This is a genomic window from Agrococcus jenensis, assembly GCF_003752465.1.
Taxonomy (GTDB): Bacteria; Actinomycetota; Actinomycetes; order Actinomycetales; family Microbacteriaceae; genus Agrococcus; species Agrococcus jenensis.
In genome coordinates this window covers 2,758,341-2,781,519 of the sequence record NZ_RKHJ01000001.1, presented here as the reverse complement: position 1 = coordinate 2,781,519, position 23,179 = coordinate 2,758,341, and the positions used below count along the sequence as shown (strand labels likewise).

Genomic DNA, 23,179 nt, shown 5'->3' with positions numbered 1-23,179 from the left:
TGATGACGATCGCGGCGAGTCGGGATACTCCCCTTCGCCGGAGCCGAGTCTAGCGGCTGCCCGCCTAGCATGGACGCATGGCAGCGAAGTGGTCTCTCACCGGCGCCCTCCGGGGCATGTTCCAGCGCGAGACGATCACGGAGGAGACCTGGGACGACCTCGAGACGGCGCTCATCACGGCCGACTTCGGCCCCGACATCACCGAGCAGCTCGTCGACGCGCTGCGCGCTGACGTCGAGCGGCTCATGGTCGATGACCCGCAGGACCTGCGCCGGATGCTGCGGGAGCGGCTCGAGGAGCGCTTCGCCGAGTACGACCCGACGCTCGCGCTGAAGGAGCGGCCCGCGGTCATCCTCGTGGTCGGCGTCAACGGCGTCGGCAAGACCACGACGATCGGCAAGCTCGCGCGCTTCCTCGTCGTGAACGGCCAGTCGGTCGTCGTGGGCGCCGCCGACACCTTCCGCGCCGCGGCCGTCGAGCAGCTCGCGACCTGGGCGCAGCGCGCGGGTGCAGCGATCCTGCGGCCGGAGCGCGAGGGCCAGGACCCCGCATCCGTCGCCTTCCAGACCGTCGAGGCGGCGAAGGCGCACGGCCACTCGATGTGCATCATCGACACCGCCGGCCGCCTGCACACCAAGGGCGGGCTCATGGACGAGCTCGGCAAGATCAAGCGCGTCATCGAGAAGCAGTCGCCGATCGCCGAGGTGCTGCTCGTGCTCGACGCCACCACCGGTCAGAACGGCGTGAACCAGGCGATGGCCTTCATCGAGCACGCCGGCATCACCGGGCTCGTCGTGACGAAGCTCGACGGCAGCGCCAAGGGCGGGTTCATCCTCGCGGTGCAGGAGCGCACGGGCATCCCCATCAAGCTCATCGGTCAGGGCGAGGGGATCGACGACCTGACGGGCTTCACGCCGCACGTCTTCGTCGAGCAGCTCGTCGGGTAGATCGGCCGTCGTGACGGAAGGGCGATTGAGGGCGACGCCCGTTGCAGGGTCCCGCACGCAATTCGCCAATCCCTTCCAGCTCAACGCGTTGCTGCTCGCTGCGGCTCCCCTTCTGATCGTGATGGTCGGTCGTCATGCGCTCGCGGAGCGGGACTGGCTCGTGTGGTCGATGGCCTCGGCGACGCTCCTGAGCGGAACGCTCGCGCTCCTGGCGCTGGGTTGGCGCTGTCGCGTGCTGGTCACCGAGCACGAGGCGATCTTCATCAAGCGTCTCTCGGTCGTTCGCCTCGAGCGCCGCGCGATCGAGCGATTCTCGACCGTGGAGGACTGCGACGCGGCGACGGACATCGTCTCGCTCAGCCACCTGAACCTTCATCCGGATCTCTGCTCGATCGAGGTGCGCATGGTCGGACGACCACCCCTGCGCTTCAGGTCGAACGCCGGTACCCGACGCTCCGTCGAGGAGACCGTGAGGCGCTTGAACCTGTGGCTCGGAGACGGCGTCGCAGGCGCTACCCAGCCGCTTGCGGATCGGAGCAGACGGCACGAGGCATGACCGGGATGAGCCGCGTTCGAGGACCGGTGCATCCCTGCGCGCACGACGCCACCTCAGCTCCTCGATCAGCGGTGACGCCTCCCGCGGGATGGTCTCGCGGCTAGTCCGACGTGTCGGGCTGCGTGAGCGGGCCGACGATCGTCAGCATGCCGTCCTCGATGCGGGCGCGGTCCTCGGTGATGACGGTCGAGTGCGCCCCGCGCACCCACAGCAGGCCGCTCGCGTCGCCGCGGCCACGGTGGCCGACGATGCCGAAGTCGCTGCCCGGCAGGCGCCGCCCGACGGTGCCGGGATGCGCCGAGAGCACCTCCGGCGTCGCGACCGCGACCGTGCCGGTCTGCACCGACCCGTAGGCGCTCAGCACGATCGGTCCCCAGACCGTGTGGAGACGGCGCACGAGGTCGGCGTCGACATCCTGGCCGGCGACCACGATGCGGCGCAGTCGCGGCGGTGCCTCGCCGGTGCGCTCGAGCTCGTCGAGGATGCCGGCCAGCTGGCTCGGTGACGCGGAGAGCACCGACACGAAGCGGTCGCGGATGATGCGGATGCGATCGGCCGACGGCGTGTGGGCGGCGCTCACGAGCGTCGCGCCGGTGAGCAGCGCCATGCCGAGCAGCTGCAGTCCCTTACCGCGGTGCAGCGGCGCGCAGGTGAGGATGACGTCGGTGCCCTCGATGCCGAGCCGGTCGTGCAGGCCCGCGAGCTGCCGCAGGCCCTGCACGCCCATCGCGCCCTGCACATGCGTCGTGATCGTGCCGGCGAGCGAGCGGTCGGGGAGCACGATGCGCGCCCGGCGGCGCGGGCGGGCGAGACCGGAGCCGTCGCTGGTCGACCACGCGACGATCTGCTCGGCCTGCACCGTCGGGCCGCGGTGCCAGGCAGGCGCCTCGCCGTCGTGGATGAGCAGCGCGTCCTGCGGCACGGCCCGGCGGAACTCCTCGAGCGAGCCGCGGCTCACCGGCATGACGTCGAGCCCGAGCCGCGCGACGGCGATGAGCGAGAGCGGCATCGCCGGTCCGGCGCACGCGATCACGACCGGTCGTGGCGTGCGGTCGAGAGGCCCGAGGTAGAGCACGGCGGCGACGCCCTGCGCCGCGCTCCAGAGCTCGCCGAAGGTCACGCTCCAGCCGTCCACGACGAGCCCGAGGCTGTCGCGGTGCACGCGCGCCGCGTGGCGGGCGAGGGCCGTGATCGTGAAGCCGTGGAAGCGGACGCTGCGCGCCAGCGACCTGGCGTGCGACGGCGGCATGCCTCGAAGACGCATCCGGACCCTCCTCGTGCTGGCGGCAGGCGCGGCCTGCTCGCCACCAGCATGCCAGTCGGATCGGTAGACTCGGCCCATCATGGCTGCCTTCGGTTCACTCTCCACCCGCCTCACCGAGACCCTCGCCAAGCTGCGCACGAAGGGCAAGCTCTCGGCGGCGGACGTCGACGGCACGGTGCGGGAGATCCGTCGCGCCCTGCTCGACGCGGATGTCGCGCTCGAGGTCGTGAAGTCGTTCACCGCCGCGGTGCGCGAGCGCGCCCTCGGCGCGGAGGTGTCCGAGGCGCTCAACCCCGCGCAGCAGGTCGTGCAGATCGTCAACGACGAGCTCGTCGGCATCCTGGGCGGCGAGTCGCGCCGGCTCGAGCTCGCGAAGCAGCCGCCCACCGTCATCATGCTCGCCGGCCTCCAGGGCGCGGGCAAGACGACGCTCGCCGGCAAGCTCGCGAAGCACCTGCTCGGCCAGGGGCACACGCCGCTGCTCGTCGCGAGCGACCTGCAGCGACCGAACGCCGTCACGCAGCTGCAGGTCGTCGGCGGCCAGGCGGGCGTGCCCGTCTTCGCCCCCGAGCCCGGCAACGGCGTCGGCGACCCGGTGCGCGTCGCCCGCGACGGCGTCGCCGAGGGCAAGCGCAAGCAGCACGACATCGTCATCGTCGACACGGCCGGCCGCCTCGGCGTCGACGCCGACATGATGCGCCAGGCCGCGGACATCCGCCGCGCGGTGCAGCCCGACGAGGTGCTGTTCGTCATCGACGCGATGATCGGCCAGGACGCGGTCGCGACCGCGAAGGCCTTCCAGGAGGGCGTCGACTTCACCGGCGTCGTGCTCACGAAGCTCGACGGCGACGCGCGCGGTGGCGCCGCGCTCTCGATCCGCGGCATGACCGGCAAGCCGATCCTCTTCGCGTCGACGGGCGAGTCGCTCGACGACTTCGAGCCCTTCCACCCCGACCGCATGGCGAGCCGCATCCTCGACCTCGGCGACATCCTCACGCTCATCGAGCAGGCGCAGAAGGCGTTCGACGAGGACGAGGCGCTCCGCATGGCGGAGGCGATCGCGACCGACGGCTTCACGCTCGAGGACTTCCTCAAGCAGATGCAGCAGCTGCGCAAGGCCGGCAACTTCAAGCAGATGCTCGGGATGCTGCCGGGCGGCAAGGGCATGCGCCAGGCGATCGACTCGTTCGACGAGCGCGAGCTCGTGCGCACCGAGGCGATCATCCAGTCGATGACGCCGCAGGAGCGCAAGCAGTCGAAGCTGCTCAACGGCTCGCGCCGGCTGCGCATCGCGCGCGGTGCCGGCGTGACCGTGACCGACGTCAACCAGCTCGTCTCCCGGTTCGAGCAGGCGGCGAAGATGATGAAGACGGTCGCGAAGGGCGGCGTGCCGAACATGCCCGGCATGGGCCCGATGCCTCCGGGCATGCGCCCGCCGAAGAAGGCCGCGAAGCCGCAGGGCAAGCAGCAGCGACGGTCGGGCAACCCGGCGAAGCGCCAGGAGCCCGCGGCCGAGGCGCCGCAGGGGAGCGCCTTCGGCAAGCCGAAGGCGGAGGGCGCCTTCGGCGAGCTCTCCGGCCCCGACCAGGCGGCGCTGCAGCGCATGCTCGGCAACGGCTGACGCGCCGCGCCGAAAGATTTGACTTAGGTAAGGCTTACCTCATAGCCTGCTGTCAGACATGCAGGGCCGCCCGCGGCCGCATGCTGACCTCGCCCCGCTGAGCCCACGCCGGTCCAGCGCGCCGGCGGCATCCAGCACAAGGAGACAGCCATGCCCTCGAACCGTTCGCTTGCCGGCCTCTCGGCGCTCGCCGCGTCAGCGATGCTCCTCGCGGGCTGCTCCGCCGCCACCGCCGAGGAGGCGCCCGCCGAGACGACCGCTGCCGCCTCGACGGTCGAGATCACCGACAACGCGGGCACGCACACGATCGCGCTGCCGCCCACCTCCGTCGTCGCCCTCGACAACCGCACGTTCGAGACGCTCGACGCCTGGGGCATCGAGCTGAGCGCCGCCGCCGTCGCGCTCATGCCCGACACGATCTCGTACACCGAGGACGACGCGATCATCGACATCGGCAACCACCGCGAGCCCGACCTCGAGGCCATCGTCGCCGTCGAGCCCGACCTCGTCATCAGCGGCCAGCGCTTCTCGGACCGCGACGCCGACATCGCCGCCCTCGTGCCCGACGCGACGATCCTGCAGCTCGAGCCGCGCGAGGGCGAGCCCTTCGACGAGGAGCTCCGCCGCCAGGTGACCGTGCTCGGCGAGGTGTTCGGCAAGCAGGCGGAGGCCGCGCAGCTCGTCGCCGACTTCGACGCCGCGATCGAGCGCGCCGCCGCAGCGTACGACGACGCGGACTCGGTCATGGCGGTCACGACCTCCGGCGGCGAGATCGGCTACCTCGCGCCGAGCGTCGGCCGCACGCTCGGACCGGTGTTCGACATCCTCGGCCTGACGCCGGCGCTCGAGGTCGACGGCTCGACCGACGACCACCAGGGCGACGACATCTCGGTCGAGGCGATCGCGGCCTCGAACCCGGCGTGGATGCTCGTGATGGACCGCGACGCGGCCGTGGCCGCCGACGACCCGGCCTTCTCGCCCGCCGCCGACATCCTCGAGAGCTCGGAGGCGCTCGCCGGCGTCACCGCGGTGCAGGAGGACCGGATCGTCTACATGCCCGCCGACACGTACACGAACGAGAGCATCCAGACGTACACCGAGTTCTTCGAGGCGTTCGCCGACGCCCTCGAGTCGGCGAGCTGATCCGATCGTGACGCGAGCGACGGCGGCGGCGCCCGGCCCTGTGGCCTGGGCCGCCGTCGTCGCGCCGTCGCACCGCGCAGCGGGGGAGCGATGACCGCCACCGAGGTCCGGGCCGGCACGCGCCCGCCGCTGCTCGACGCCCGCCTGGTCATCGGCATCGCCGTCGTGCTGCTGCTGCTCGGCGCGTCGCTCCTCACCGGCGTCTACGACGTCTTCGGCGCGAGTGACGGGCAGGAGATGTTCGCGATCACGCGCATCCCGCGCACGATCGCCCTCGTGCTCGCGGGCGCGGCGATGGCGATGTGCGGCCTGGTGATGCAGCTGCTCACCCAGAACCGCTTCGTCGAGCCGACCACGACCGGCACCACCGAGTGGGCAGGGCTCGGGCTCATGGCCGTCATGATCATCGTGCCGACCGCGGGCATCCTGCCGCGCATGCTCGGCGCGGTCGCCGCGGCCTTCGTCGGCACGATGCTCTTCTTCCTCTTCCTGCGCCGCATCTCGCTGCGCTCGTCGCTCATCGTGCCGATCGTCGGCATCATGATGGGCGCCGTCGTCTCGGCGGTCTCGACCTTCATCGCGCTGCAGACCGACATGCTGCAGAGCCTCGGCGTCTGGTTCGCCGGCAGCTTCACCTCGGTGCTGCGCGGCCAGTACGAGCCGCTCTGGATCGTCGCCGTCGTGGCGATCGTGGTCTTCGTCGTGGCCGACCGCTTCACGCTCGCGGGGCTCGGCGAGGAGGTCGCCACGAACGTCGGTCTGAACTACCAGCGCGTGGTGCTGCTCGGCGCGGCGCTCGTGGCGATCGCGACCGGCGTCGTGACCGTCGTCGTCGGCAACCTCCCGTTCCTCGGCCTCATCGTGCCGAACATCGTGTCGATGGTGCGCGGCGACGACCTGCGCAGCAACCTCCCATGGGTGTGCCTCGTCGGCATCGCGATCGTGACCGCGTGCGACCTGCTCGGCCGCACGATCATCGCGCCGTTCGAGGTGCCGGTGTCGCTGATCCTCGGCGTGCTCGGCGCCATCGTGTTCATCGCCCTCCTGCTGCGGCAGCGTCGCCGTGGTTGACGTCGTGCGCCAGGGGCCAGCGGACGGCGCGCGAGCGGCTGCGACGCATGCGGATGCGACGCGGGCGGATGCTGCCCCGACGGCCGCACGCGCCTCCGGGCCGCTCGCCGGGCGCGCGCGCCGCCGCTACTGGGTCGTGCTCGGCGCGCTCATCGTGCTCGCGCTGGTGTTCGGCTTCGGCCTGCTCGCGTGGGACAACCCCATGCCGATCGGCTCCGCCGGCTTCTGGACGATCGCGGAGATGCGCGCCACGAGCGTCACGGTCATGGCCGTCGTCGCGGTCTGCCAGGCGTTCGCGACCGTGAGCTTCCAGACCGTGACGAGCAACCGCATCATCACCCCGTCGATCATGGGGTTCGAGGCGCTCTACGTGGCGGTGCAGACCACCTCCGTCTACATGCTCGGCATCGCCGGCGTCGTGGCCCTCCAGGGCGTGCCGCAGTTCGTGCTGCAGGTCGCGCTCATGGTCGGCTTCGCGCTGCTGCTCTACGGCTGGCTGCTCTCCGGCCGCTACGGCAACCTCCAGGTCATGCTGCTCATCGGCATCGTCATCGGCGGCGGGCTCGGCTCGGTGTCGGCCTTCATGCAACGGCTGCTCTCGCCGAGCGAGTTCGACGTGCTCAGCGCGCGGCTCTTCGGCAACGTCTCGAACGCCGATGCCGACTACCTGCCGATCGCGATCCCGCTCGTCGTGGTCGCGGCCGCGCTGCTCTGGATGCGGTCGCGGCGGATGAACGTGCTCGCGCTCGGGCGCGACGCGAGCACCAGCCTCGGGCTGCACCACCGCGGCGAGGTCATGCGCGTGCTGCTGCTCGTGTCGATCCTGATGGCCGTCTCGACCGCGCTCGTCGGGCCGATGGTGTTCCTCGGGTTCCTCGTCGCGACCCTCGCCTACCAGGCGGCCGACACGCACGACCACCGGTACATCCTTCCGGTCGCCGCGCTGCTCGGCTTCGTCGTGCTGAGCGGCGCCTACTTCATCATGCGCCACGTGTTCTACGCGGAGGGCGTCGTCTCGATCATCATCGAGCTGATCGGCGGCAGCGTGTTCCTCTTCGTCATCCTCAGGAAGGGCCGACTGTGATCACGCTCCGAGGAGTGCGGAAGGACTACGGCAGCGAGGTGTCGATCGGGCCGGTCGACCTGGAGATCCCGCGTGGCGGCATCACGGCGCTCGTCGGCCCCAACGGCGCCGGCAAGTCGACGCTGCTCACGATGATGGGCAGGCTGCTGAGCCTCGACGCGGGCTCCATCGAGATCGCGGGGCACGACGTGACGCGCACGCCGTCGAAGCGGCTCGCGACCGTCGTCTCGATCCTGCGGCAGGAGAACCACTTCGTCACGCGCCTCACCATCCGCCAGCTCGTCGCGCTCGGCCGCTTCCCCCACTCGCCCGGCCGCCTGACGCCGGAGGACGAGCGGCACGTGAGCGCCGCGATCGACTTCGTCGACCTCCGCGAGCTCGAGCACCGCTACCTCGACGAGCTCTCGGGCGGCCAGCGGCAGCGCGCCTACGTGGCGATGGTGCTCGCGCAGGACACCGAGTACGTGCTGCTCGACGAGCCGCTCAACAACCTCGACATGCGCCACTCGGTGCAGATGATGCAGCACCTGCGCCGGGCCGCCGAGGAGCTGGGGCGCACGATCGTCATCGTGCTGCACGACATCAACTTCGCAGGGCACTACGCCGACCGCATCTGCGCCGTGAAGGACGGCCAGGTGGTGGAGTTCGGCACGCCCGACGAGGTGCTCACCGACGAGGTGCTGTCGCGGGTGTTCGACACGCCCGTGCAGATGGTCGACGGACCGAGCGGCAGGCTCGCCGTCTACTACTGACGCGCCGCGTCCAGGCGCCCCGCGTAGCGTTGCGGCCATGGCACGCATCCTCGTCCTCGGCGGACACGGCAAGATCGCCCTCCTCGCGCAGCGCATGCTCGCATCGGCCCAGCACACCGTGCACGGCGCCATCCGCAACCCCGACCACGCCGGCGACGTCGCCGAGACCGGTGCGGAGCCCGTCGTCGCCGACCTCGAGCAGCTCGACCAGCAAGGCGTCGACGAGCTCGTCAAGGGCTTCGACGTCGTCGTCTGGTCGGCGGGCGCGGGCGGCGGCTCCGCCGAGCGCACGTGGGCCGTCGACCACGACGCGGCGCTGCGCGTGCTCGACGCGGTGCAGCGCAGCGGCGCCCGGCTCGTGATGGTCTCCTACTTCGGCTCCCACCGGGACCACGGCGTCGCCGAGGACCACCCGTTCCACACCTACGCCGAGGCGAAGTCGCTCGTCGACGAGGCCATCCGCGCCTCCGGCGCCGACTGGGTGATCCTCGCGCCCTCCACCCTCACGCTCGACGAGGAGGGCGGCATCGAGCTCGACGAGCCTTCGGGCTCGCTGGAGTCGGGGGAGATCCCGCGCGCGACCGTCGCGCGGCTCATCGCAGAGGTGGTCGCGCACCGCGGCGTGCGCGGCATCACGCTCCGCTGCAACGCCGGCGGGACGCCGGTCGCCGAGGCGCTGGGCTCGCTGCCCTGGTAGGGCCGGTCAGAGCTCGATGGACGCCATGTGCGAGCCGGAGACCTTGACGTAGCCGAGCCGCGCGTAGAGGCCGTCGGCGCCCGTCGGGCTCGCCGTGTCGACGTCGAGCACCGCGGCATCCATGCCGTCGGCGGCGAAGGCGCGGATGCCCGCGGCGAGCGCCACGACCGCCACGCGGCGGCCGCGGTAGGCGCGGCGCACCCCGAGCAGGTCGGTGTAGCCGAACGAGTAGCCGCGCAGCGCGAAGTCGCCCTCGTAGCGGCTCGCGAGCTGGTAGCCGACCACGAGGGGCTCGCCGGCGCGCAGCGACGCGGCCGTCTCGTCGTCGGTGGACGGGTCGGCGAGCAGCGCGTCGACGTCGGGCGCGTCGTCGACGACCAGGTACGACCACGTCGGCGCGAACTCGCTGCGCCCGTTCGTCCACTGCTCGCGCGTCTGCGGCTCGCTGCCCCAGTGGTCGCGGAAGGCGTCGTTGTGCGCGAGCCGCGCAGGCTCGTCGAGCTCGTCCGACCACGGCACGAGCCGCAGCGAGCCCGAGAGCTCGACCTCCGGCACCGGCTCGCCGTCGACGATCGGCCGCTTGAGGTCGGCGAACCAGCGGCGGATCTCGAAGCCGCCCTGCTCGTGGAGCCGCAGCTTCGACTCGGGCGCGTCGTCCTCGGCGAACGTGGCGATGCGCGCGGGGAGCTCCTTGCCGGAGGCGGCCAGCACCTGCCGGGCGCGCGCAATGAGCCACGCCTGCAGCTGCGTGCCGATGCCCTCGCCGCGGCGCTCCGGGTGCACGTTGCCGAAGACGAACGCCCGCACGGCGCGCACGTCGCCGGGCGCGGTGTTGACGAAGCCGGATGCGCGCAGCTCGCCGTCGGCATCGAACCCGAGCAGCGAGTCCGTGTCGAGGCTGCGCCACGGCGCCGCCAGGTCGTCGTGCACCTCCTCGAGCGACTCGCGGTACGGCTCGCGGTCGGCGTCGCCGACGGCGCCGTAGAGCGCGACGAGCGCGGGCGCGTCGTCGACGGTCGCGGCGCGCCACGTCAGGGCGCCGGCGGTGATCTCGGGCAGCGTGGCGGGCGCCTGGGCGCGCTCGGCGATGGGGGCGAGGGGGGTTGCGGTCACCGCCCCAGGCTAGCCGCGTAGGGTCGATCGCATGATGGAACGACCCACGAGGATCGGCGTGCAGCTCGCGCCGCAGCACGCGCCCATGCAGGCCACGATCGACGCCGCGCGCCGGCTCGAGGACATGGGCGTCGACGCCGTCTTCGGCTGGGACCACTTCTTCCCGCTCTCGGGCGATCCGGAGGGCGTGCACTTCGAGTCGACGACGCAGCTCGCCGCGTGGGCGGTCGCGACCGAGCGCGTGCAGATCGGCCCGCTCGTCTTCTGCAACTCGTACCGCAACCCCGACCTGCTCGCCGACGTCGCCCGCACGATCGACCACATCTCCGGCGGCCGCTTCGTCTTCGGCATCGGCTCGGGATGGTTCGAGCGCGACTACATCGACTACGGCTACGACTTCGGCACGGTCGGGACGCGGCTCGACGCGCTCGCCGAGGCCCTGCCGCGCATCCGCGCCCGCTGGGACCAGCTGAACCCGCCGCCGCTCGGCCGCATGCCGATCCTCATCGGCGGCAAGGGTGAGCGGAAGACGCTGCCGCTCGTCGCGCGGCACGGCGACATCTGGCACTCCTTCGTGGGGCCCGACGAGCTGTCGCAGAAGCTCGACGTGCTGCGCGGGCACTGCGAGGCGATCGGCCGCGACGTCGCCGAGATCGAGATCTCGAACGGCGCGAGCGTGCGCGACGGCATCGGCGGCGTGGGCTTCGAGCGCCTCGACGCGCTGCACGCCGCGGGCACGCGGCTGCTCACGATCCCGCTCTCGGGCGACGACGGCCCCGACGGCTACGCGCTCGACCGGGTGCCGGCCTTCCTCGAGTGGCGCGACCGCAAGAACGGGTAGCGAGCGGCCGGACCCGCCCGGACGAGCCTGCGCTCGATGTGGCTGCGCCGCCCACCGGGCTCCCCACGGGGCCGGGTCGTGGCGCAGCCCGATCGGACTCGCGCGGTCCCCGAGGGTCGCGCGACTAGGCGCGCATCGCCTCGATGAGCTCGGCGAGCACCGCCTCGTGGCCGCCGCGCTCGAACGCCGCGCGCTGCCGGGCCGCCGAGCCGCCCCCGTCGAGCACCCGCTCGACGGTCGCGAGCGACCGGGCGGCGCCGAGGTCCTCGGCGATCGGGCGCAGCCGGTCGGCCGCCTCCGCGATCGCGTCGCGGGCGTTCTGCAGCGTGCCCTGCTCGTCGACGATCACGGTCGCGCCGAGGCCGTCGCGCGCCGCGCGCCACTTGTTCTCGCGCACGAGCCAGTAGGGCAGGTGGTGCTGCGGCGCGCCGTCGTCGAGCGCCCGCGAGGCCTCCTCGATGAGGCAGTGGGTGAGCGCGGTCACGGCCGCGAGGTCGTCGATCGACGGGGCGCCGTCGGCGACGCGCACCTCGAGCGTGCCGATCGAGGGGGAGGGGCGCACGTCCCAGCGCAGCTCGCCGAGCTCGTCGATGACGCCGGCGGCGAGCATGTCCGAGAGCGTGCGCTCGTACTCCGCCCAGTCGACGAGCATCGGCGGCAGCCCGCCGGTCGGCAGCTGCTGGAAGAGCATCGTGCGGTGCGAGGCGAAGCCGGTGTCGAGGCCCTGCCAGAACGGGCTCGACGCCGAGAGCGCGAGGATGAGCGGCAGCCGGTCGAGCATCGTGCGCAGCAGCGGCACGACCTTCTCGCGCTGCTCGATGCCGACGTGGTTGTGCACGCCGAAGATGATGAGCCGACGTCCCCAGTCCCCGGCCTTCTGCACCACGCGGCGGTAGCGGGCGTCGTCGGCCTGCTCCTGCTCGCGCCAGCGGCTCGTCGGGTGCGTGCCCGTGCCGACGATCGCGACGCCGAGGCGCTCGGCGGCCGCCACGGCGACGTCGCGCATCTCGCGCAGCTCGTCGACCGCCGCATCCGTCGTGGTGTGCACGCCCGTGATGAGCTCGATCATCCCGGTGAGGAACTCCTTGTCGAACCGCGGATCGTCGATCGCGGTGAGCAGCTCCTTGGCCCGGGGCACCATCTCGCCCGACTGGGGGTCCACGAGCGCCAGCTCCCACTCGACGCCGAGCGTCGAGCGCCTGGAGGATGCGAAGTCCATGGGTCGAGCGTAGGGCCGTGCCGCTGGATGGCGCGCACGTCGCCCCGCGGTGTGCCAGAATAGGGGGTCGAGCACGCGCCCGACCCTCTATCCGGCGCGCGGATGCTCACCGAGCTTTGCGGGCCGCGCATATCCCACGTGCGCAGGCCGCGGTGCAACACGAGAACACAAAGCAGGAGAACTGTGGCAGTCAAGATCCGTCTGAAGCGCTTCGGCAAGATTCGCGCACCCTTCTACCGCGTCGTCGTGGCCGACTCGCGCACCAAGCGCGACGGCCGCGTGATCGAGGAGATCGGCAAGTACCACCCGACGCTGAACCCGTCGCTGATCGAGATCGACAGCGAGCGCGCCCAGTACTGGCTCGGCGTCGGCGCGCAGCCGACCGAGCAGGTGCAGGCACTCCTCAAGCTCACGGGCGACTGGGGTCGCTTCACGGGCGAGGGCCCGACCGAGAGCCAGGTCAAGCAGCCGGAGGGCAAGAAGGCGTTCGTCGCCGACGAGCTCAAGAAGCCGGTGCTGAAGCCCAAGGCCGAGAAGCCCGCCGAGGCTCCGGCCGCGGCTGCCGAGGAGGCGCCCGCCGCCGCCGAGGCCGAGTCGACCGAGTCCTGAGCATGCTGCGCGACGCCCTCGAGCACCTCGTCAAGGGGATCGTCGATCGCCCCGACGACGTGCGCGTCGGCGCGCGCGACACGCAGCGCGGCGAGGTCCTCGAGGTGCGCGTGCACCCCGAGGACCTCGGCCGCGTCATCGGGCGCGGCGGCCGCACGGCCGGCGCGCTGCGCACCGTGATCGGTGCGCTGCCCGGGGGGCGCCGCGTCCGCGTGGACGTGGTGGACACCGATCGCTAGGCCCGCCGTGCCCGCTCGCACCCAGCTGCGCGTCGGCCGGCTCACGCGCGCCCATGGGCTGAAGGGCGCGATCAAGGTCGAGCTCTACACCGACGACCCCGCGCGGCGCTTCACGCCCGGCGCGACGTTCACGCTGCAGGTGCCCACGTCGTCGAAGTGGCACGGCAAGACCCTCGAGCTGCTCGAGCTGCGCGTCTACAACGGCACGCCCGTCGCATTCTTCGCCGGCGTCACCGACCGCACCGAGGCGGAGTCGCTCGTCAAGGCGGTGCTCTGGATCGATCAGGACGCCACCGAGGTCTCGACGGAGCCCGACGCCTGGTACGTGCACCAGCTGGCCGGCCTCGACGTCATCCGCGACGGCGCCCGCATCGGCCGCGTCGTGCGCGTCGACCCGATGCCCGCGCAGGACATGCTCATCATCGACATCGACGGCACCGAGACGATGGTGCCGTTCGTCAAGGCGATCGTGCCGGAGGTCGACCTCCGCGCCGGGCGCATCGTCGTGACCCCGCCGCCCGGGCTGCTCGAGGATCTCGAGACGCCCGACGAGCAGGCCGAGGCCACCGCTGACGAGGCGACCGCCGACGAGGCGACCGCCGACGAGGCCACCGCCGACGAGGCGACGGCCGACGCGGCGGTCATCGACGACGCGACCGCGGACGGCGCACCCGAGGCACCCGCGGACGACGACGCATCCGCAGGCGACGCGCCCGCCGACCGGGCCTAGGCCGTGCGCTTCGACATCGTCACGATCTTCCCCGAGTTCTTCGGCGTCCTCGACGTCTCGCTGCTGGGCAAGGCGCGCCGCGACGGTGTGCTCGAGCTCGGCGTGCACGACCTCCGGCAGTGGACGCACGACCGCCACCGCACGGTCGACGACACGCCCTACGGCGGCGGCGCCGGCATGGTCATGAAGCCCGAGCCGTGGGGCGAGGCCTTCGACGCGCTGCTCGGACCGGACGAGGACGCGGCAGGCACGTCGGACGCGGTGGTCGTCTTCACGACGCCCGCCGGCACCCCGTTCACCCAGTCGCTCGCGCGCGAGCTCGCGGCCGAGCGCCGCATCGTCTTCGCGTGCGGCCGCTACGAGGGCATCGACGCGCGCGTCGTCGAGCACGTGGCCACGCGGGCGCGCGTGCTCGAGGTGAGCCTCGGCGACTACGTGCTCAACGGCGGCGAGGTCGCCGCGATGGCGATGATCGAGGCGATCGGCCGGCTCGTGCCGGGCGTCGTCGGCAACCCCGAGAGCCTCGTCGAGGAGAGCCACGAGAGCGGCCTGCTCGAGCACCCCTCGTACACGAAGCCGCGCGTGTGGCGCGGCCTCGAGGTGCCCGGGGTGCTGCACGGCGGCAACCACGCCGCGGTCGCCGCCTGGCGCCGTGAGCAGGCGCTCGAGCGCACCCGTCGCGTGCGGCCCGATCTGCTGCCGGACGGCGACGGCGCGGAGCGCACGGCGTCCCGCCAGCCCTGAGCGAACATCCGGGCGCCCATCGGCTCGGCCGGTTAGCCTCGATGGCATGGCAGGGACCGCAGGCACGTCGGCAGGCTCGCGCCCCGGTGCACGGCACTGGGCGCTGCGAGGCTTCTTCTGGGCGATGATCGCCGCGATCGTGGTGCTGCCCGCCTGGATCATGTTCGGCCGCGCCTTCGCGGGTGCGCCGCTGGGCGACTGGCTGCTGCTGCAGGCGCTGCTCGGCCCCGGGCTCGCGGTGCTCATCGGCGTCGTCGTCGGCCTGACCGTCGCCCGCAAGGAGGTGCGCCGGCCCCGCGCCGTCCAGTGGCGCGACCTGCGCCTCGTCGGCCCCTGGCTGCTCGTCATCGCGCTCCTCGGCTTCACCGTCGTCGACTCCGGCGGCGGGCGCACCGGCAGCGCGCTCACCGCGTGGTTCGGCGACGGCTGGCTCACGGCATCCCAGTCGCTGACCTCGATCGGCATCCTGGCGGTCGTCCTCGGGGGCGCCGTGATCGCGTGGCTGCAGGTGCTCGAGCTCGGTCGCGAGACCCGCGCCCGCGTCGAGCGCGCCGTGAACGACCTGCAGTCGCCGCTGCTCGAGCAGCGCGCGCGTCAGGCCGACGCGACGTTCGAGCCCGTCGACGGACCGCAGGCCGGCCGGATCATCAGCATCGACGACGACCCGCGCCGCTAGCGGGCCCGCGCGCGTTGGCGCGCGCCGCCGCGGTATGGCAAGATGGTCCGTTGGTGCCACACGCAGTCACCGCCTCCGTGCGGCCTCTGCCACATTTCCTCTGCCACAGGGGAGCGGCGGGCACCGAGCAAGAACCCCCTGATCCTTCCATTCATTCGCGGCCGACCTGTGGCGGCTGCAGAGAGCGATACCGCCATGCACATCCTCGACAAGGTCGATGCCGTCAGCCTCCGTTCCGACGTCCCCGACTTCCGACCCGGCGACAACGTCAAGGTCCACGTCAACATCATCGAGGGCTCGCGCTCGCGCGTGCAGATCTTCCAGGGCGTCGTCATCGGCCGCCAGGGCCACGGCGTGCGCGAGACCTTCACGGTCCGCAAGGTCTCGTTCCAGGTCGGCGTCGAGCGCACGTTCCCCGTGCACTCCCCGGTCATCGACCACATCGAGCTCGTGAGCCGCGGCGACGTCCGCCGTGCGAAGCTCTACTACCTCCGCGGCCTGCGGGGCAAGGCTGCGAAGATCCGCGAGAAGCGCGACTTCTCCTGATCGCACCAGAACGGGGCCGGCATCATGCCGGCCCCGTTCTGCGTTCGTCGCCGAATCGTGACCCGATGCGTCGCGGCGGCGACGGGGCGGCGCACGCGCGCGCCTAGACTTGCCGAGGCGAAGGGTCGAGGGATGACGGAGACGGTGGAGACTGGCGCAGCGGGCCGCGAGCAGCGGTCCGGTGGCCGTGGCTTCCTGCTGTTCCTGCGCGACCTGGTGGTCATCTTCCTCATCGCGCTGCTGATCTCCTTCCTCGTGAAGACGTTCCTGATCCGGCCGTTCTGGATCCCGTCCGAGTCGATGAACGAGACGCTCCAGGTCGACGACCGCATCATCGTCAGCCTGCTGACGCCCTCGGTCGTCGCCGCCGAGCGGGGCGATGTCGTCGTCTTCGAGGACCCGGGCGGCTGGCTGCCCGAGCCGACGCCCGAGCCCGAGTCCGGCGTCTTCGGCGCGATCGACTGGTTCCTGACCTTCGTGGGCCTCGCCCCCGAGGACGAGCACGGCTACCTCATCAAGCGCGTCATCGGGCTCCCGGGCGACCGCGTGCAGTGCTGCAACGACTTCGGCCAGCTGACGATCAACGGCGTGCCGATCGACGAGCCCTACGTGCACCTCGACGCCGCCGGCCAGCCCGCGAGCTCGGTGCCCTTCGACGTCACCGTGCCCGAGGGCCACGTCTGGGTGCTCGGCGACAACCGCAACCACTCGGGTGACTCCCGCGCGCACATGGACGCGCCGGGCGGCGGCTTCGTGCCCATCGCGTCGATCGTCGGCCGGGCCGTGCTCGTGTCGTGGCCGCTCGAGCGCTGGACCTGGCTGGACGGCTACGAGCCCTCCTTCATCGGTGTCGAGCCGCAGAGCGCTCCCGCGGAGCAGCTGCTGCCGGTCGCCGTCGCCGGCTGATGCCCGCCCTGCCGACGCTCGAGGTCGAGCGCACGCTGTGGACCCAGACGCCGCTCGTCATCGGCATGGATGAGGTCGGCAGGGGCGCGCTCGCCGGCCCGGTGAGCGTCGGCGCGCTCGCGCTGCAGGCCGACTGCGGGGACTGGCCGGAGCACCTGCGCGACTCGAAGACGATGACGGAGCCGCGCCGCACCGCGACGGCGCCGCTCGTGCGCACGTGGGGCGTGAGCGCCGTCGGCCACGCCACGAACGACGAGATCGACGAGCTCGGCATCCAGGTGGCGCTCGGGCTCGCCGGCCGGCGCGCGCTCGTCGCCCTGCACGAGGCGGGCATCGACGTGCCCGCCGCCGCGATCCTGCTCGACGGCATCCACGACTGGCTCGCGCCGGCGCTGCGGCGGCCCGTGCGCACGATCCTGCGCGCCAAGGCCGACCGCGACTGCGCATCCGTCTCGGGCGCGGCGCTCGTGGCGAAGGTCGAGCGCGACGGCCGGATGATCGAGTGGGACGACGTGCACCCGGGCTACGGCTGGGTGTCGAACAAGGGCTACGGCTCCGCCGCCCACATGGCTGCGATCGCCGAGCTGGGCCCGAGCGCGCTGCACCGACGGTCGTGGCTGCACGCGCCGGGCGCGGCGCCCGTCGAGGACTGAGCCTCGCGCGCTGCGCTGCACGCGCTGCGCTTCACAGGCTGAGCGCCGCGCGGATGCCCTCGGCGACGACGCGCAGGTCGTCGCCCAGCTGGTGCCCTCCCGTCGTCGTCCGCGTCGTGGCCCGGGGGATCGCGGCGGCGTAGCGGGCGCGGTGGGCGAACGGCACCGTCTCGTCGTCCTCGCTCGCGCACAGGAGCACCGGCACATCCGCGGGCAGCCGCCGGTCGAGGTCGTCCGGCAGGTCGAACCCGTCGAACGTCCACGCCGGATCGGCGCCCGGGAACGGTGCGGCGATGAGGCAGATGGCGGCGACCGCACGGGGCCTGGGCCGGAGCGCGAGGTGCTTGACCAGCAGGTAGCCGCCGATCGAGTGACCCACGAGCACGACCGGCTCGGATGCCGCATCGATCGCCGCGCCGATCGCGTCGAGCCACCGCTCGTCGTCGGGGTCGTCCTCCGGCAGGCGCGGGACCGAGACCGAGAAGCCGGAGCCCAGGTGACGCGCGAGGCTGTCGGCGAGGGCCGCGTCCTCGTCGAAGGCACCCGCGCCGGCACCGTGGAGGAACACGACGTCGATGGTCACGGCGCACACCTGCTCTCCTGATCGGCCGTGCAGACGGGGCGCCCGCACGGGGGCCATAGGATGGCACCGTGGAACCCGAGGACATCGAGGACTACGACCGCGAGGTCGAGCTGGCCCTCTTCAAGGAGTACCGCGACGTCGTCGGCATGTTCAAGCACGTCGTCGAGACCGAGCGACGCTTCTACCTGGCCAACGACGTGAAGGTCACCCGCCACGATGCGGGCACGGACTTCTACTTCGAGCTCGAGCTGACCGACGTCTGGGTGTGGGACATCTACCGCTCCGACCGCTTCATCAAGTCGGCGCGGGTGCTCACGTTTAAGGACGTGAACGTCGAGGAGCTCGCCTCCCGCGACCTCGAGCTGCCGAAGGACCTCGCGATCGAGGAGTAGCCCCGCGCGGCTCACGCCGAGTCGGCGGCGGTCCGCGCGCGTCGGTGCTCGGCCACGACATCGGCGACGCCGACGGTCATCAGCGACGTGCCGAGCAGGACGGTGAGCCAGCTGGACTCCCGGTCGACGCCCACCTTCAGCGTCACCACGAACGCCGCGGTGCCGGCGAGCAGCACGCCGCGCAGCCGCGGCCGCGGGCGGGCGTCCGCGCCCGCCGGCGCCGACGGCAGCGCGCCGGTGACGGTCACCACGAGCCCGGCGACGAACGTCCCGATCGCCCACACGCGCACGGTGCCCGGCAGCCCGCCCTCGGCCGGGTCGATCGCGATCACCGCCGCGATCGAGAGCGCGGCGAGCAGCAGCCCGCCGAGGATCCGCCTCCGACTGCGGCGCGGTGACGCGCGCACGCGTCAGCTCTCGGTGCGCTTGGAGCGCTCCTCGCGCACCATCGTGGCCGCCTGCTCGCGGTCCGGCTCGATGCCCGCCTCGCGCAGCTGCCGCAGCACGTCGTCGATCGCGGCCGCCTCGTCGCCGTCGAGCGCGATGTGCACGCCGCCGCTGAGCAGCCGCCTGAGCTCGGGCGTCCACGCGATCTCCATGCGCCCAGCGTGGCACCGCGGCCCCGGCCGGCGGTAGGGCCCATCTGCGTTCTCCACAGGCGGTGCCCGAGCCCGCACCGACGGGCGGCTCGCTGCGCTTCCATGCGCCCATGCGAGCGAAGGACCAGCTGGGCCTCGACGGCGAGGCCGCGGCGAGCGTGCACCTCGAGCGCGCCGGGATGCGCATCGTCGAGCGGCGCTGGCGCTGTGCCTACGGCGAGCTCGACATCGTCGCGCTCGACGGCGACACGCTCGTCTTCGTCGAGGTGAAGACCCGGCGCGGGCTCGCCCACGGCCATCCGTTCGAGGCGATCACGCCCGCGAAGGTCCGGCGGCTGCGCACCCTCGCGGGGCTGTGGCTGCAGGAGCGGCCGCACCGCGGCCCCATCCGGATGGATGCGGTCGGCATCGTCGCGCCCCGCGCGGGCTCGTGGCGGGTCGAGCACCTACGGGGCATCCAGTGAGCGGCTTCGGCCGGGCGGCGTGCATCGCGCTGCAGGGACTCGCCGGCATCAGCGTGCAGATCGAGGTGCACGCGGCGTCCGGGCTGCCCGCGGTCTTCATCGTCGGGCTGCCCGATCAGGCGGTGCGCCAGGCGCAGCACCGCACGTGGAGCGCGATCGCCCGCATGGGCATCGCGGCGCCGAGCGGGCGCGTGGTCATCAACCTCACGCCCGCGTCGCTGCCGAAGGCGGGCACGCACTTCGACCTCGCGATCGCCATTGCGGTGCTGCGGGCCACGGGCGTCGTGCCGCCGGACGACGGCGAGACCGCGCTCATCGGCGAGCTGGGCCTCGACGGACGGCTGCGACCCGTGACGGGCACCCTGCCGCTCGCCCGAGCCGCCGCGGAGGAGGGACGCACGCGCATCGTCGTGCCGACCGGGTCGGTCGGCGAGGCGTCGCTCGTCGAGGGCATCCGCGTGCTCGGCGCGCCGAGCCTCGCGCATGCCGCGGCGCTGCTGGGCGCCGAGCTCGATCCCGAGCCGGTCGACGCCGTGCCGGCGCCCGCCGCGGTGCCTCGGATGCACGCCGACCTCGACCTCGCCGACGTGGTCGGCAACCGAGATGCCGTGCAGGCGCTCGAGATCGCGGCCGCCGGCGCGCACCACCTGATGATGGTCGGCCCGCCCGGCGCGGGGAAGACGATGCTCGCCATGCGGCTCCCGGGCATCCTGCCGGCGCTCGACACCGACGCCGCGCTCCAGGTCGCGTCGCTGCGCTCGCTCGCGGGCGAGCCGCCGCCCTCGACCCTCGACGTCCTGCCGCCGTTCGAGCATCCGCACCACTCCGCCACCGCCGTGTCGCTCATCGGCGGCGGCTCCGGCGCGATCCGCCCGGGTGCGGCGGCGCGGGCGACCCACGGGGTGCTCTTCCTCGACGAGGCTCCCGAGTTCCCACGGGCGGTGCTCGACATGCTGCGGCAGCCGCTCGAGTCCGGCACGATCACGATCCACCGAGCGATCGGGGTCGCGACCTTCCCCGCTCGGTTCCAGCTCCTGCTCGCCGCGAACCCCTGCCCGTGCGGCCTCTTCGGCTCCGGGGAGTGCACGTGCGCGCCGCAGCAGCGCCGTCGGTACTTCGGCAGGCTCTCGGGTCCGCTGCTCGACCGCGTCGACCTGCAGGTGCGGGTCGACCGGGTCGCGCCGGGGGCCGACGGTGCCCGTCGCACGACCGCGGAGGCGTCCGCCCGGGTCGCGGCGGCACGGGAGCGCGCGGCGCAGCGCCTCGCCGGCACCGGCTGGACGGCGATGGGCCACGTGCCCGGGCCGTGGCTGCGCCGCAACCTCCCGCTCGACCGCGCCCTCCTCGAGCCGCTCGAGCGCGCCGTCGAGCGCGGCGCCCTGACGATGCGCGGCATGGACCGCGCGATCCGCGTGGCGTGGACCGCTGCCGACCTCGACGGCGTCGCCGGCCCGACGCGGACGCACATCGGTCGAGCGCTCTCGCTCCGGAAGGGGATCCCGGCATGACCCCCTTCCGCATCGACCTCGCACGGCTGCGGGCAGCCGTCACGCCGACGCTGCCGGATGGGAAGGCCGACATCTCGGATGCCGACGTGCTCGAGCGCTTCGCGGCGGGCGCGTGGACGGTGCTGCCCGAGCCGGGCGACGGCGTCGCCGGCCTCGTGCGCGAGCGCCTCGGCCCCGTGCGGTCGCTGCAGCTGCTCATCGACGGCGCGACCGCCGCGGACTGGGTGCGGGAGCTCGACGATCGGGAGTCGGCGAGCGGCGTCGCGCAGGGGATCGCGCGCTGGCAGCCGCGGCTCGCCGCCGAACGGATCCTCGGCGCCTTCACGCAGGGCGCCGCCTTCGGTCAGCGGCTCCTGACCCGAGCCGACGAGCACTGGCCGCACGCGCTCGACGACCTCGGACCGCACGCCCCGGCGGCGCTCTGGATGCGCGGCGACCCGGCAGCGCTCGCCGCGTGCGAGCGGTCGGCAGCGCTCGTCGGCTCGCGCGCCTCGTCCGGCTACGGCGAGCTCGTCACCGGGCAGCTCGCGGCGGGCCTCGTCGGCCGGCGCTACGCCGTCGTCTCCGGCGGCGCCTACGGGATCGACGGCACGGCGCATCGCGCCACGATGGCGGCAGGCGGCGTCACCGTCGCGGTGCTGGCCGGCGGCCTCGACCGGTTCTACCCGGCCGGGCACGACGAGCTGCTGCAGCGCGTCGCCGACACCGCGTGCGTGATCGCCGAGGCGCCGAGCGGCGTGCCGCCGACCCGCTGGCGGTTCCTCGCGCGCAACCGGCTCATCGCGGCGCTCGCGAGCGTCACGGTCGTGGTCGAGGCGGGCAGCCGGTCGGGCTCGATCAACACCGCGGGGCACGCAGCGGCGCTCGGCCGTCCGCTCGGCGCGGTGCCGGGGCCGGTCACCTCCGGCGGCAGCACCGGCTGCCACCGGCTGCTGCGCGAGTACGGCGCGGTGCTCGTGGAGCGCGCCGAGCACATCGTCGAGCTCGTCGAGGGGCCGGGCGAGGAGCCCGCGCCGCTCGGCGGGGAGTCGCGCGACGAGATGTGCGTGCTCGACGCGCTCAGCACCCGCGCCCCGCGATCTGCCGACGAGCTCGCGATCCGCACCGGCATGGCGCCGTCCGACGTCTCGGCCTCGCTCGCGCTGCTCGAGCTGGGCGGGCGGGCCGTCGAGCGGGGCAGCGGCTGGGTGCGGTCATCGTGACCCAGTAGCCGACGGGACCCGCTCCACCGGACGGGACCCGGTGCACCGGGTCCCGTCGGGTCGACGGGGTCCTCGTCGCGGGCGAGGCGGCACCGCGCGGCGCCCTGGCGTGACTAGCCTGGGCGCGTGACCCTCGGGATGCATCCGGAACCGGCTGCGGTGATCGCCCACCTCAGCGACACCCACCTGCTCGCGGGCGGTGCGCCGCTCGCGGGCGTCGTCGACACCGAGGGGCACCTGCGCGCCACCGCCGAGCGGCTCGCCGTCGCCGCGGCCGACGCCGACGTCATCGTCGTCTCCGGCGACGTCGCCGACCTGGGGGAGCCGGAGGCGTACGCGCTGGCCCGCGAGATCCTCGAGCCGGTCGCCGCCGGCATCGGCGCGCCCATCGTCTGGACCGCCGGCAACCACGACGAGCGCGCACCGATGCGCGCGTCGCTCGGACTGCCGGGGGCGCCGCTCGACCCGCTCGACTCGGTGCTCGAGGTCGCGGGCCTCCGCATCGTCGCGCTCGACTCGAGCCTCCCGGGCTGGCACCACGGCGGCCTCGACGACGGGCAGGCCGCGTGGCTGGCGGGTGCGCTCGCCGACCCGCCGCCGCTCGGCACCGTGCTCGTGATGCACCACCCGCCGCTCGCGTACCGGGGCCAGCTCATGCGGCTGCTCGAGTTCCGCGACGAGGCGCTGCTCGCCGAGGCGATCGGCGGCGCCGACGTGCGCGCGATCCTCTCGGGCCACCTCCACATCAACGGCTCCGGCACCTTCGCCGAGATCCCGGTCGTGCTCGCCGGCGCCACGAGCTACGCCGACGACCTGGGCGGCCCGCCGCCCGCGATGCACGGCATCGACGCGACGCAGTCGTTCAACCTCATCGAGGTCTACGCCGACAGCATCGCGCACTCCGTCGTGCCAGCCCTGCCGCACCCGACCCGCGAGACGATCTCGCTGCAGCTCGCCGAGCAGGTGATCGCGCTCGACCCCGAGACGCGCGCCGACCGCTTCAGCCGGAAGCCGGACTGA

Annotated in this window: 28 protein-coding genes; 22 read left to right on the top strand and 6 right to left on the bottom strand. The window is 73.1% G+C overall.

Going from position 1 to position 23,179, the window contains the following annotated elements:
- Positions 1-77 precede the first annotated feature (77 nt).
- Together ftsY and EDD26_RS13695 are read left to right on the top strand one after the other, a co-directional pair.
- Positions 78-947: a signal recognition particle-docking protein FtsY gene (gene ftsY / locus EDD26_RS13700; protein WP_123698210.1), complete on the top strand. Its 870-nt coding sequence runs from the start codon at positions 78-80 to the stop codon at positions 945-947.
- A gap of 10 nt (positions 948-957) precedes the next feature.
- Complete coding sequence (locus tag EDD26_RS13695) at positions 958-1,503, top strand: hypothetical protein (protein ID WP_123698209.1); 546 nt, start codon at positions 958-960, stop codon at positions 1,501-1,503.
- A 100-nt stretch (positions 1,504-1,603) separates the two neighbouring features.
- On the opposite strand, the gene EDD26_RS13690 is transcribed toward EDD26_RS13695, so the two are convergent.
- Positions 1,604-2,767 (bottom strand): AMP-binding protein, encoded by a 1,164-nt coding sequence (locus EDD26_RS13690; protein WP_170165642.1) that lies wholly within the window; start codon positions 2,765-2,767, stop codon positions 1,604-1,606.
- A gap of 79 nt (positions 2,768-2,846) precedes the next feature.
- On the opposite strand from EDD26_RS13690, the gene ffh reads away from it, so the two are divergent.
- From ffh to EDD26_RS13660, 6 genes are all read left to right on the top strand, one after another.
- Positions 2,847-4,388, top strand: a complete 1,542-nt coding sequence (gene ffh, locus EDD26_RS13685; RefSeq protein WP_123698207.1) for a signal recognition particle protein — start codon at positions 2,847-2,849, stop codon at positions 4,386-4,388.
- A gap of 150 nt (positions 4,389-4,538) precedes the next feature.
- Complete coding sequence (locus EDD26_RS13680; RefSeq protein WP_123698206.1) at positions 4,539-5,531, top strand: siderophore ABC transporter substrate-binding protein; 993 nt, start codon at positions 4,539-4,541, stop codon at positions 5,529-5,531.
- 90 nt (positions 5,532-5,621) lie between these two features.
- The gene (locus tag EDD26_RS13675) at positions 5,622-6,602 is read left to right on the top strand and encodes an ABC transporter permease (protein WP_123698205.1); all 981 of its coding nucleotides are present in this window, start codon (positions 5,622-5,624) and stop codon (positions 6,600-6,602) included.
- Positions 6,595-7,686: an iron chelate uptake ABC transporter family permease subunit gene (locus EDD26_RS13670; protein WP_245989928.1), complete on the top strand. Its 1,092-nt coding sequence runs from the start codon at positions 6,595-6,597 to the stop codon at positions 7,684-7,686. Before EDD26_RS13675 ends, EDD26_RS13670 begins: the two co-directional genes overlap by 8 nt.
- Positions 7,683-8,438 (top strand): iron ABC transporter ATP-binding protein, encoded by a 756-nt coding sequence (locus tag EDD26_RS13665; protein ID WP_123698204.1) that lies wholly within the window; start codon positions 7,683-7,685, stop codon positions 8,436-8,438. The genes EDD26_RS13670 and EDD26_RS13665 overlap by 4 nt, the downstream gene beginning before the upstream one ends.
- Positions 8,439-8,475: 37 nt before the next feature.
- Complete coding sequence (locus tag EDD26_RS13660; RefSeq protein WP_123698203.1) at positions 8,476-9,135, top strand: NAD(P)H-binding protein; 660 nt, start codon at positions 8,476-8,478, stop codon at positions 9,133-9,135.
- A gap of 6 nt (positions 9,136-9,141) precedes the next feature.
- On the opposite strand, the gene EDD26_RS13655 is transcribed toward EDD26_RS13660, so the two are convergent.
- A complete protein-coding gene (locus EDD26_RS13655; RefSeq protein WP_123698202.1) occupies positions 9,142-10,248 on the bottom strand; it encodes a GNAT family protein in 1,107 nt (368 codons plus the stop codon).
- A gap of 31 nt (positions 10,249-10,279) precedes the next feature.
- Here EDD26_RS13655 and EDD26_RS13650 point away from each other — a divergent pair, with 31 nt between their 5' ends.
- Complete coding sequence (locus EDD26_RS13650) at positions 10,280-11,089, top strand: LLM class F420-dependent oxidoreductase (RefSeq protein WP_211333867.1); 810 nt, start codon at positions 10,280-10,282, stop codon at positions 11,087-11,089.
- 124 nt (positions 11,090-11,213) lie between these two features.
- Here EDD26_RS13650 and EDD26_RS13645 read toward each other — a convergent pair whose 3' ends face one another.
- Positions 11,214-12,308, bottom strand: coding sequence for a glutamate--cysteine ligase 2 (locus EDD26_RS13645; protein ID WP_123698201.1), 1,095 nt, complete (start codon positions 12,306-12,308; stop codon positions 11,214-11,216).
- A 183-nt stretch (positions 12,309-12,491) separates the two neighbouring features.
- Here EDD26_RS13645 and rpsP point away from each other — a divergent pair, with 183 nt between their 5' ends.
- The 8 genes from rpsP (at position 12,492) to EDD26_RS13605 (ending at position 17,411) form a co-directional block, all read left to right on the top strand.
- Positions 12,492-12,917: a 30S ribosomal protein S16 gene (gene rpsP / locus EDD26_RS13640; protein WP_123698200.1), complete on the top strand. Its 426-nt coding sequence runs from the start codon at positions 12,492-12,494 to the stop codon at positions 12,915-12,917.
- 2 nt (positions 12,918-12,919) lie between these two features.
- Positions 12,920-13,156 (top strand): RNA-binding protein, encoded by a 237-nt coding sequence (locus EDD26_RS13635; protein ID WP_123698199.1) that lies wholly within the window; start codon positions 12,920-12,922, stop codon positions 13,154-13,156.
- Positions 13,149-13,886 (top strand): ribosome maturation factor RimM, encoded by a 738-nt coding sequence (gene rimM / locus EDD26_RS13630; RefSeq protein WP_245990119.1) that lies wholly within the window; start codon positions 13,149-13,151, stop codon positions 13,884-13,886. The genes EDD26_RS13635 and rimM overlap by 8 nt, the downstream gene beginning before the upstream one ends.
- A gap of 3 nt (positions 13,887-13,889) precedes the next feature.
- Positions 13,890-14,630 (top strand): tRNA (guanosine(37)-N1)-methyltransferase TrmD, encoded by a 741-nt coding sequence (trmD, locus tag EDD26_RS13625; RefSeq protein WP_123698198.1) that lies wholly within the window; start codon positions 13,890-13,892, stop codon positions 14,628-14,630.
- A 46-nt stretch (positions 14,631-14,676) separates the two neighbouring features.
- Positions 14,677-15,306: a hypothetical protein gene (locus tag EDD26_RS13620; RefSeq protein WP_123698197.1), complete on the top strand. Its 630-nt coding sequence runs from the start codon at positions 14,677-14,679 to the stop codon at positions 15,304-15,306.
- Between the two features lie 195 nt (positions 15,307-15,501).
- Complete coding sequence (rplS, locus tag EDD26_RS13615; protein ID WP_123698196.1) at positions 15,502-15,852, top strand: 50S ribosomal protein L19; 351 nt, start codon at positions 15,502-15,504, stop codon at positions 15,850-15,852.
- A gap of 132 nt (positions 15,853-15,984) precedes the next feature.
- Positions 15,985-16,758 (top strand): signal peptidase I, encoded by a 774-nt coding sequence (gene lepB / locus EDD26_RS13610; protein ID WP_123698195.1) that lies wholly within the window; start codon positions 15,985-15,987, stop codon positions 16,756-16,758.
- Complete coding sequence (locus EDD26_RS13605) at positions 16,758-17,411, top strand: ribonuclease HII (protein ID WP_123698194.1); 654 nt, start codon at positions 16,758-16,760, stop codon at positions 17,409-17,411. Before lepB ends, EDD26_RS13605 begins: the two co-directional genes overlap by 1 nt.
- Before the next feature lie 31 nt (positions 17,412-17,442).
- Here the strand turns inward: EDD26_RS13605 and EDD26_RS13600 are convergent, their stop codons facing one another.
- A complete protein-coding gene (locus tag EDD26_RS13600) occupies positions 17,443-17,994 on the bottom strand; it encodes an alpha/beta fold hydrolase (RefSeq protein WP_170165641.1) in 552 nt (183 codons plus the stop codon).
- Positions 17,995-18,062: 68 nt separating this feature from the next.
- Between EDD26_RS13600 and EDD26_RS13595 the strand changes: the two genes are divergently transcribed.
- On the top strand, positions 18,063-18,386 hold the full coding sequence (locus EDD26_RS13595) for a DUF2469 domain-containing protein (RefSeq protein WP_123698192.1): 324 nt from the start codon (positions 18,063-18,065) through the stop codon (positions 18,384-18,386).
- Between the two features lie 11 nt (positions 18,387-18,397).
- Here EDD26_RS13595 and EDD26_RS13590 read toward each other — a convergent pair whose 3' ends face one another.
- Together EDD26_RS13590 and EDD26_RS13585 are read right to left on the bottom strand one after the other, a co-directional pair.
- Positions 18,398-18,793, bottom strand: a complete 396-nt coding sequence (locus EDD26_RS13590; RefSeq protein WP_123698191.1) for a hypothetical protein — start codon at positions 18,791-18,793, stop codon at positions 18,398-18,400.
- Positions 18,794-18,796: 3 nt separating this feature from the next.
- On the bottom strand, positions 18,797-18,985 hold the full coding sequence (locus EDD26_RS13585) for a hypothetical protein (RefSeq protein ID WP_123698190.1): 189 nt from the start codon (positions 18,983-18,985) through the stop codon (positions 18,797-18,799).
- Between the two features lie 110 nt (positions 18,986-19,095).
- Here EDD26_RS13585 and EDD26_RS13580 point away from each other — a divergent pair, with 110 nt between their 5' ends.
- From EDD26_RS13580 to EDD26_RS13565, 4 genes are all read left to right on the top strand, one after another.
- Positions 19,096-19,449, top strand: coding sequence for a YraN family protein (locus EDD26_RS13580; RefSeq protein WP_123698189.1), 354 nt, complete (start codon positions 19,096-19,098; stop codon positions 19,447-19,449).
- On the top strand, positions 19,446-20,957 hold the full coding sequence (locus EDD26_RS13575; RefSeq protein ID WP_123698188.1) for a YifB family Mg chelatase-like AAA ATPase: 1,512 nt from the start codon (positions 19,446-19,448) through the stop codon (positions 20,955-20,957). The genes EDD26_RS13580 and EDD26_RS13575 overlap by 4 nt, the downstream gene beginning before the upstream one ends.
- The gene (dprA, locus tag EDD26_RS13570; RefSeq protein ID WP_123698187.1) at positions 20,954-22,159 is read left to right on the top strand and encodes a DNA-processing protein DprA; all 1,206 of its coding nucleotides are present in this window, start codon (positions 20,954-20,956) and stop codon (positions 22,157-22,159) included. Before EDD26_RS13575 ends, dprA begins: the two co-directional genes overlap by 4 nt.
- A gap of 126 nt (positions 22,160-22,285) precedes the next feature.
- A complete protein-coding gene (locus EDD26_RS13565; RefSeq protein ID WP_245989926.1) occupies positions 22,286-23,179 on the top strand; it encodes a metallophosphoesterase in 894 nt (297 codons plus the stop codon).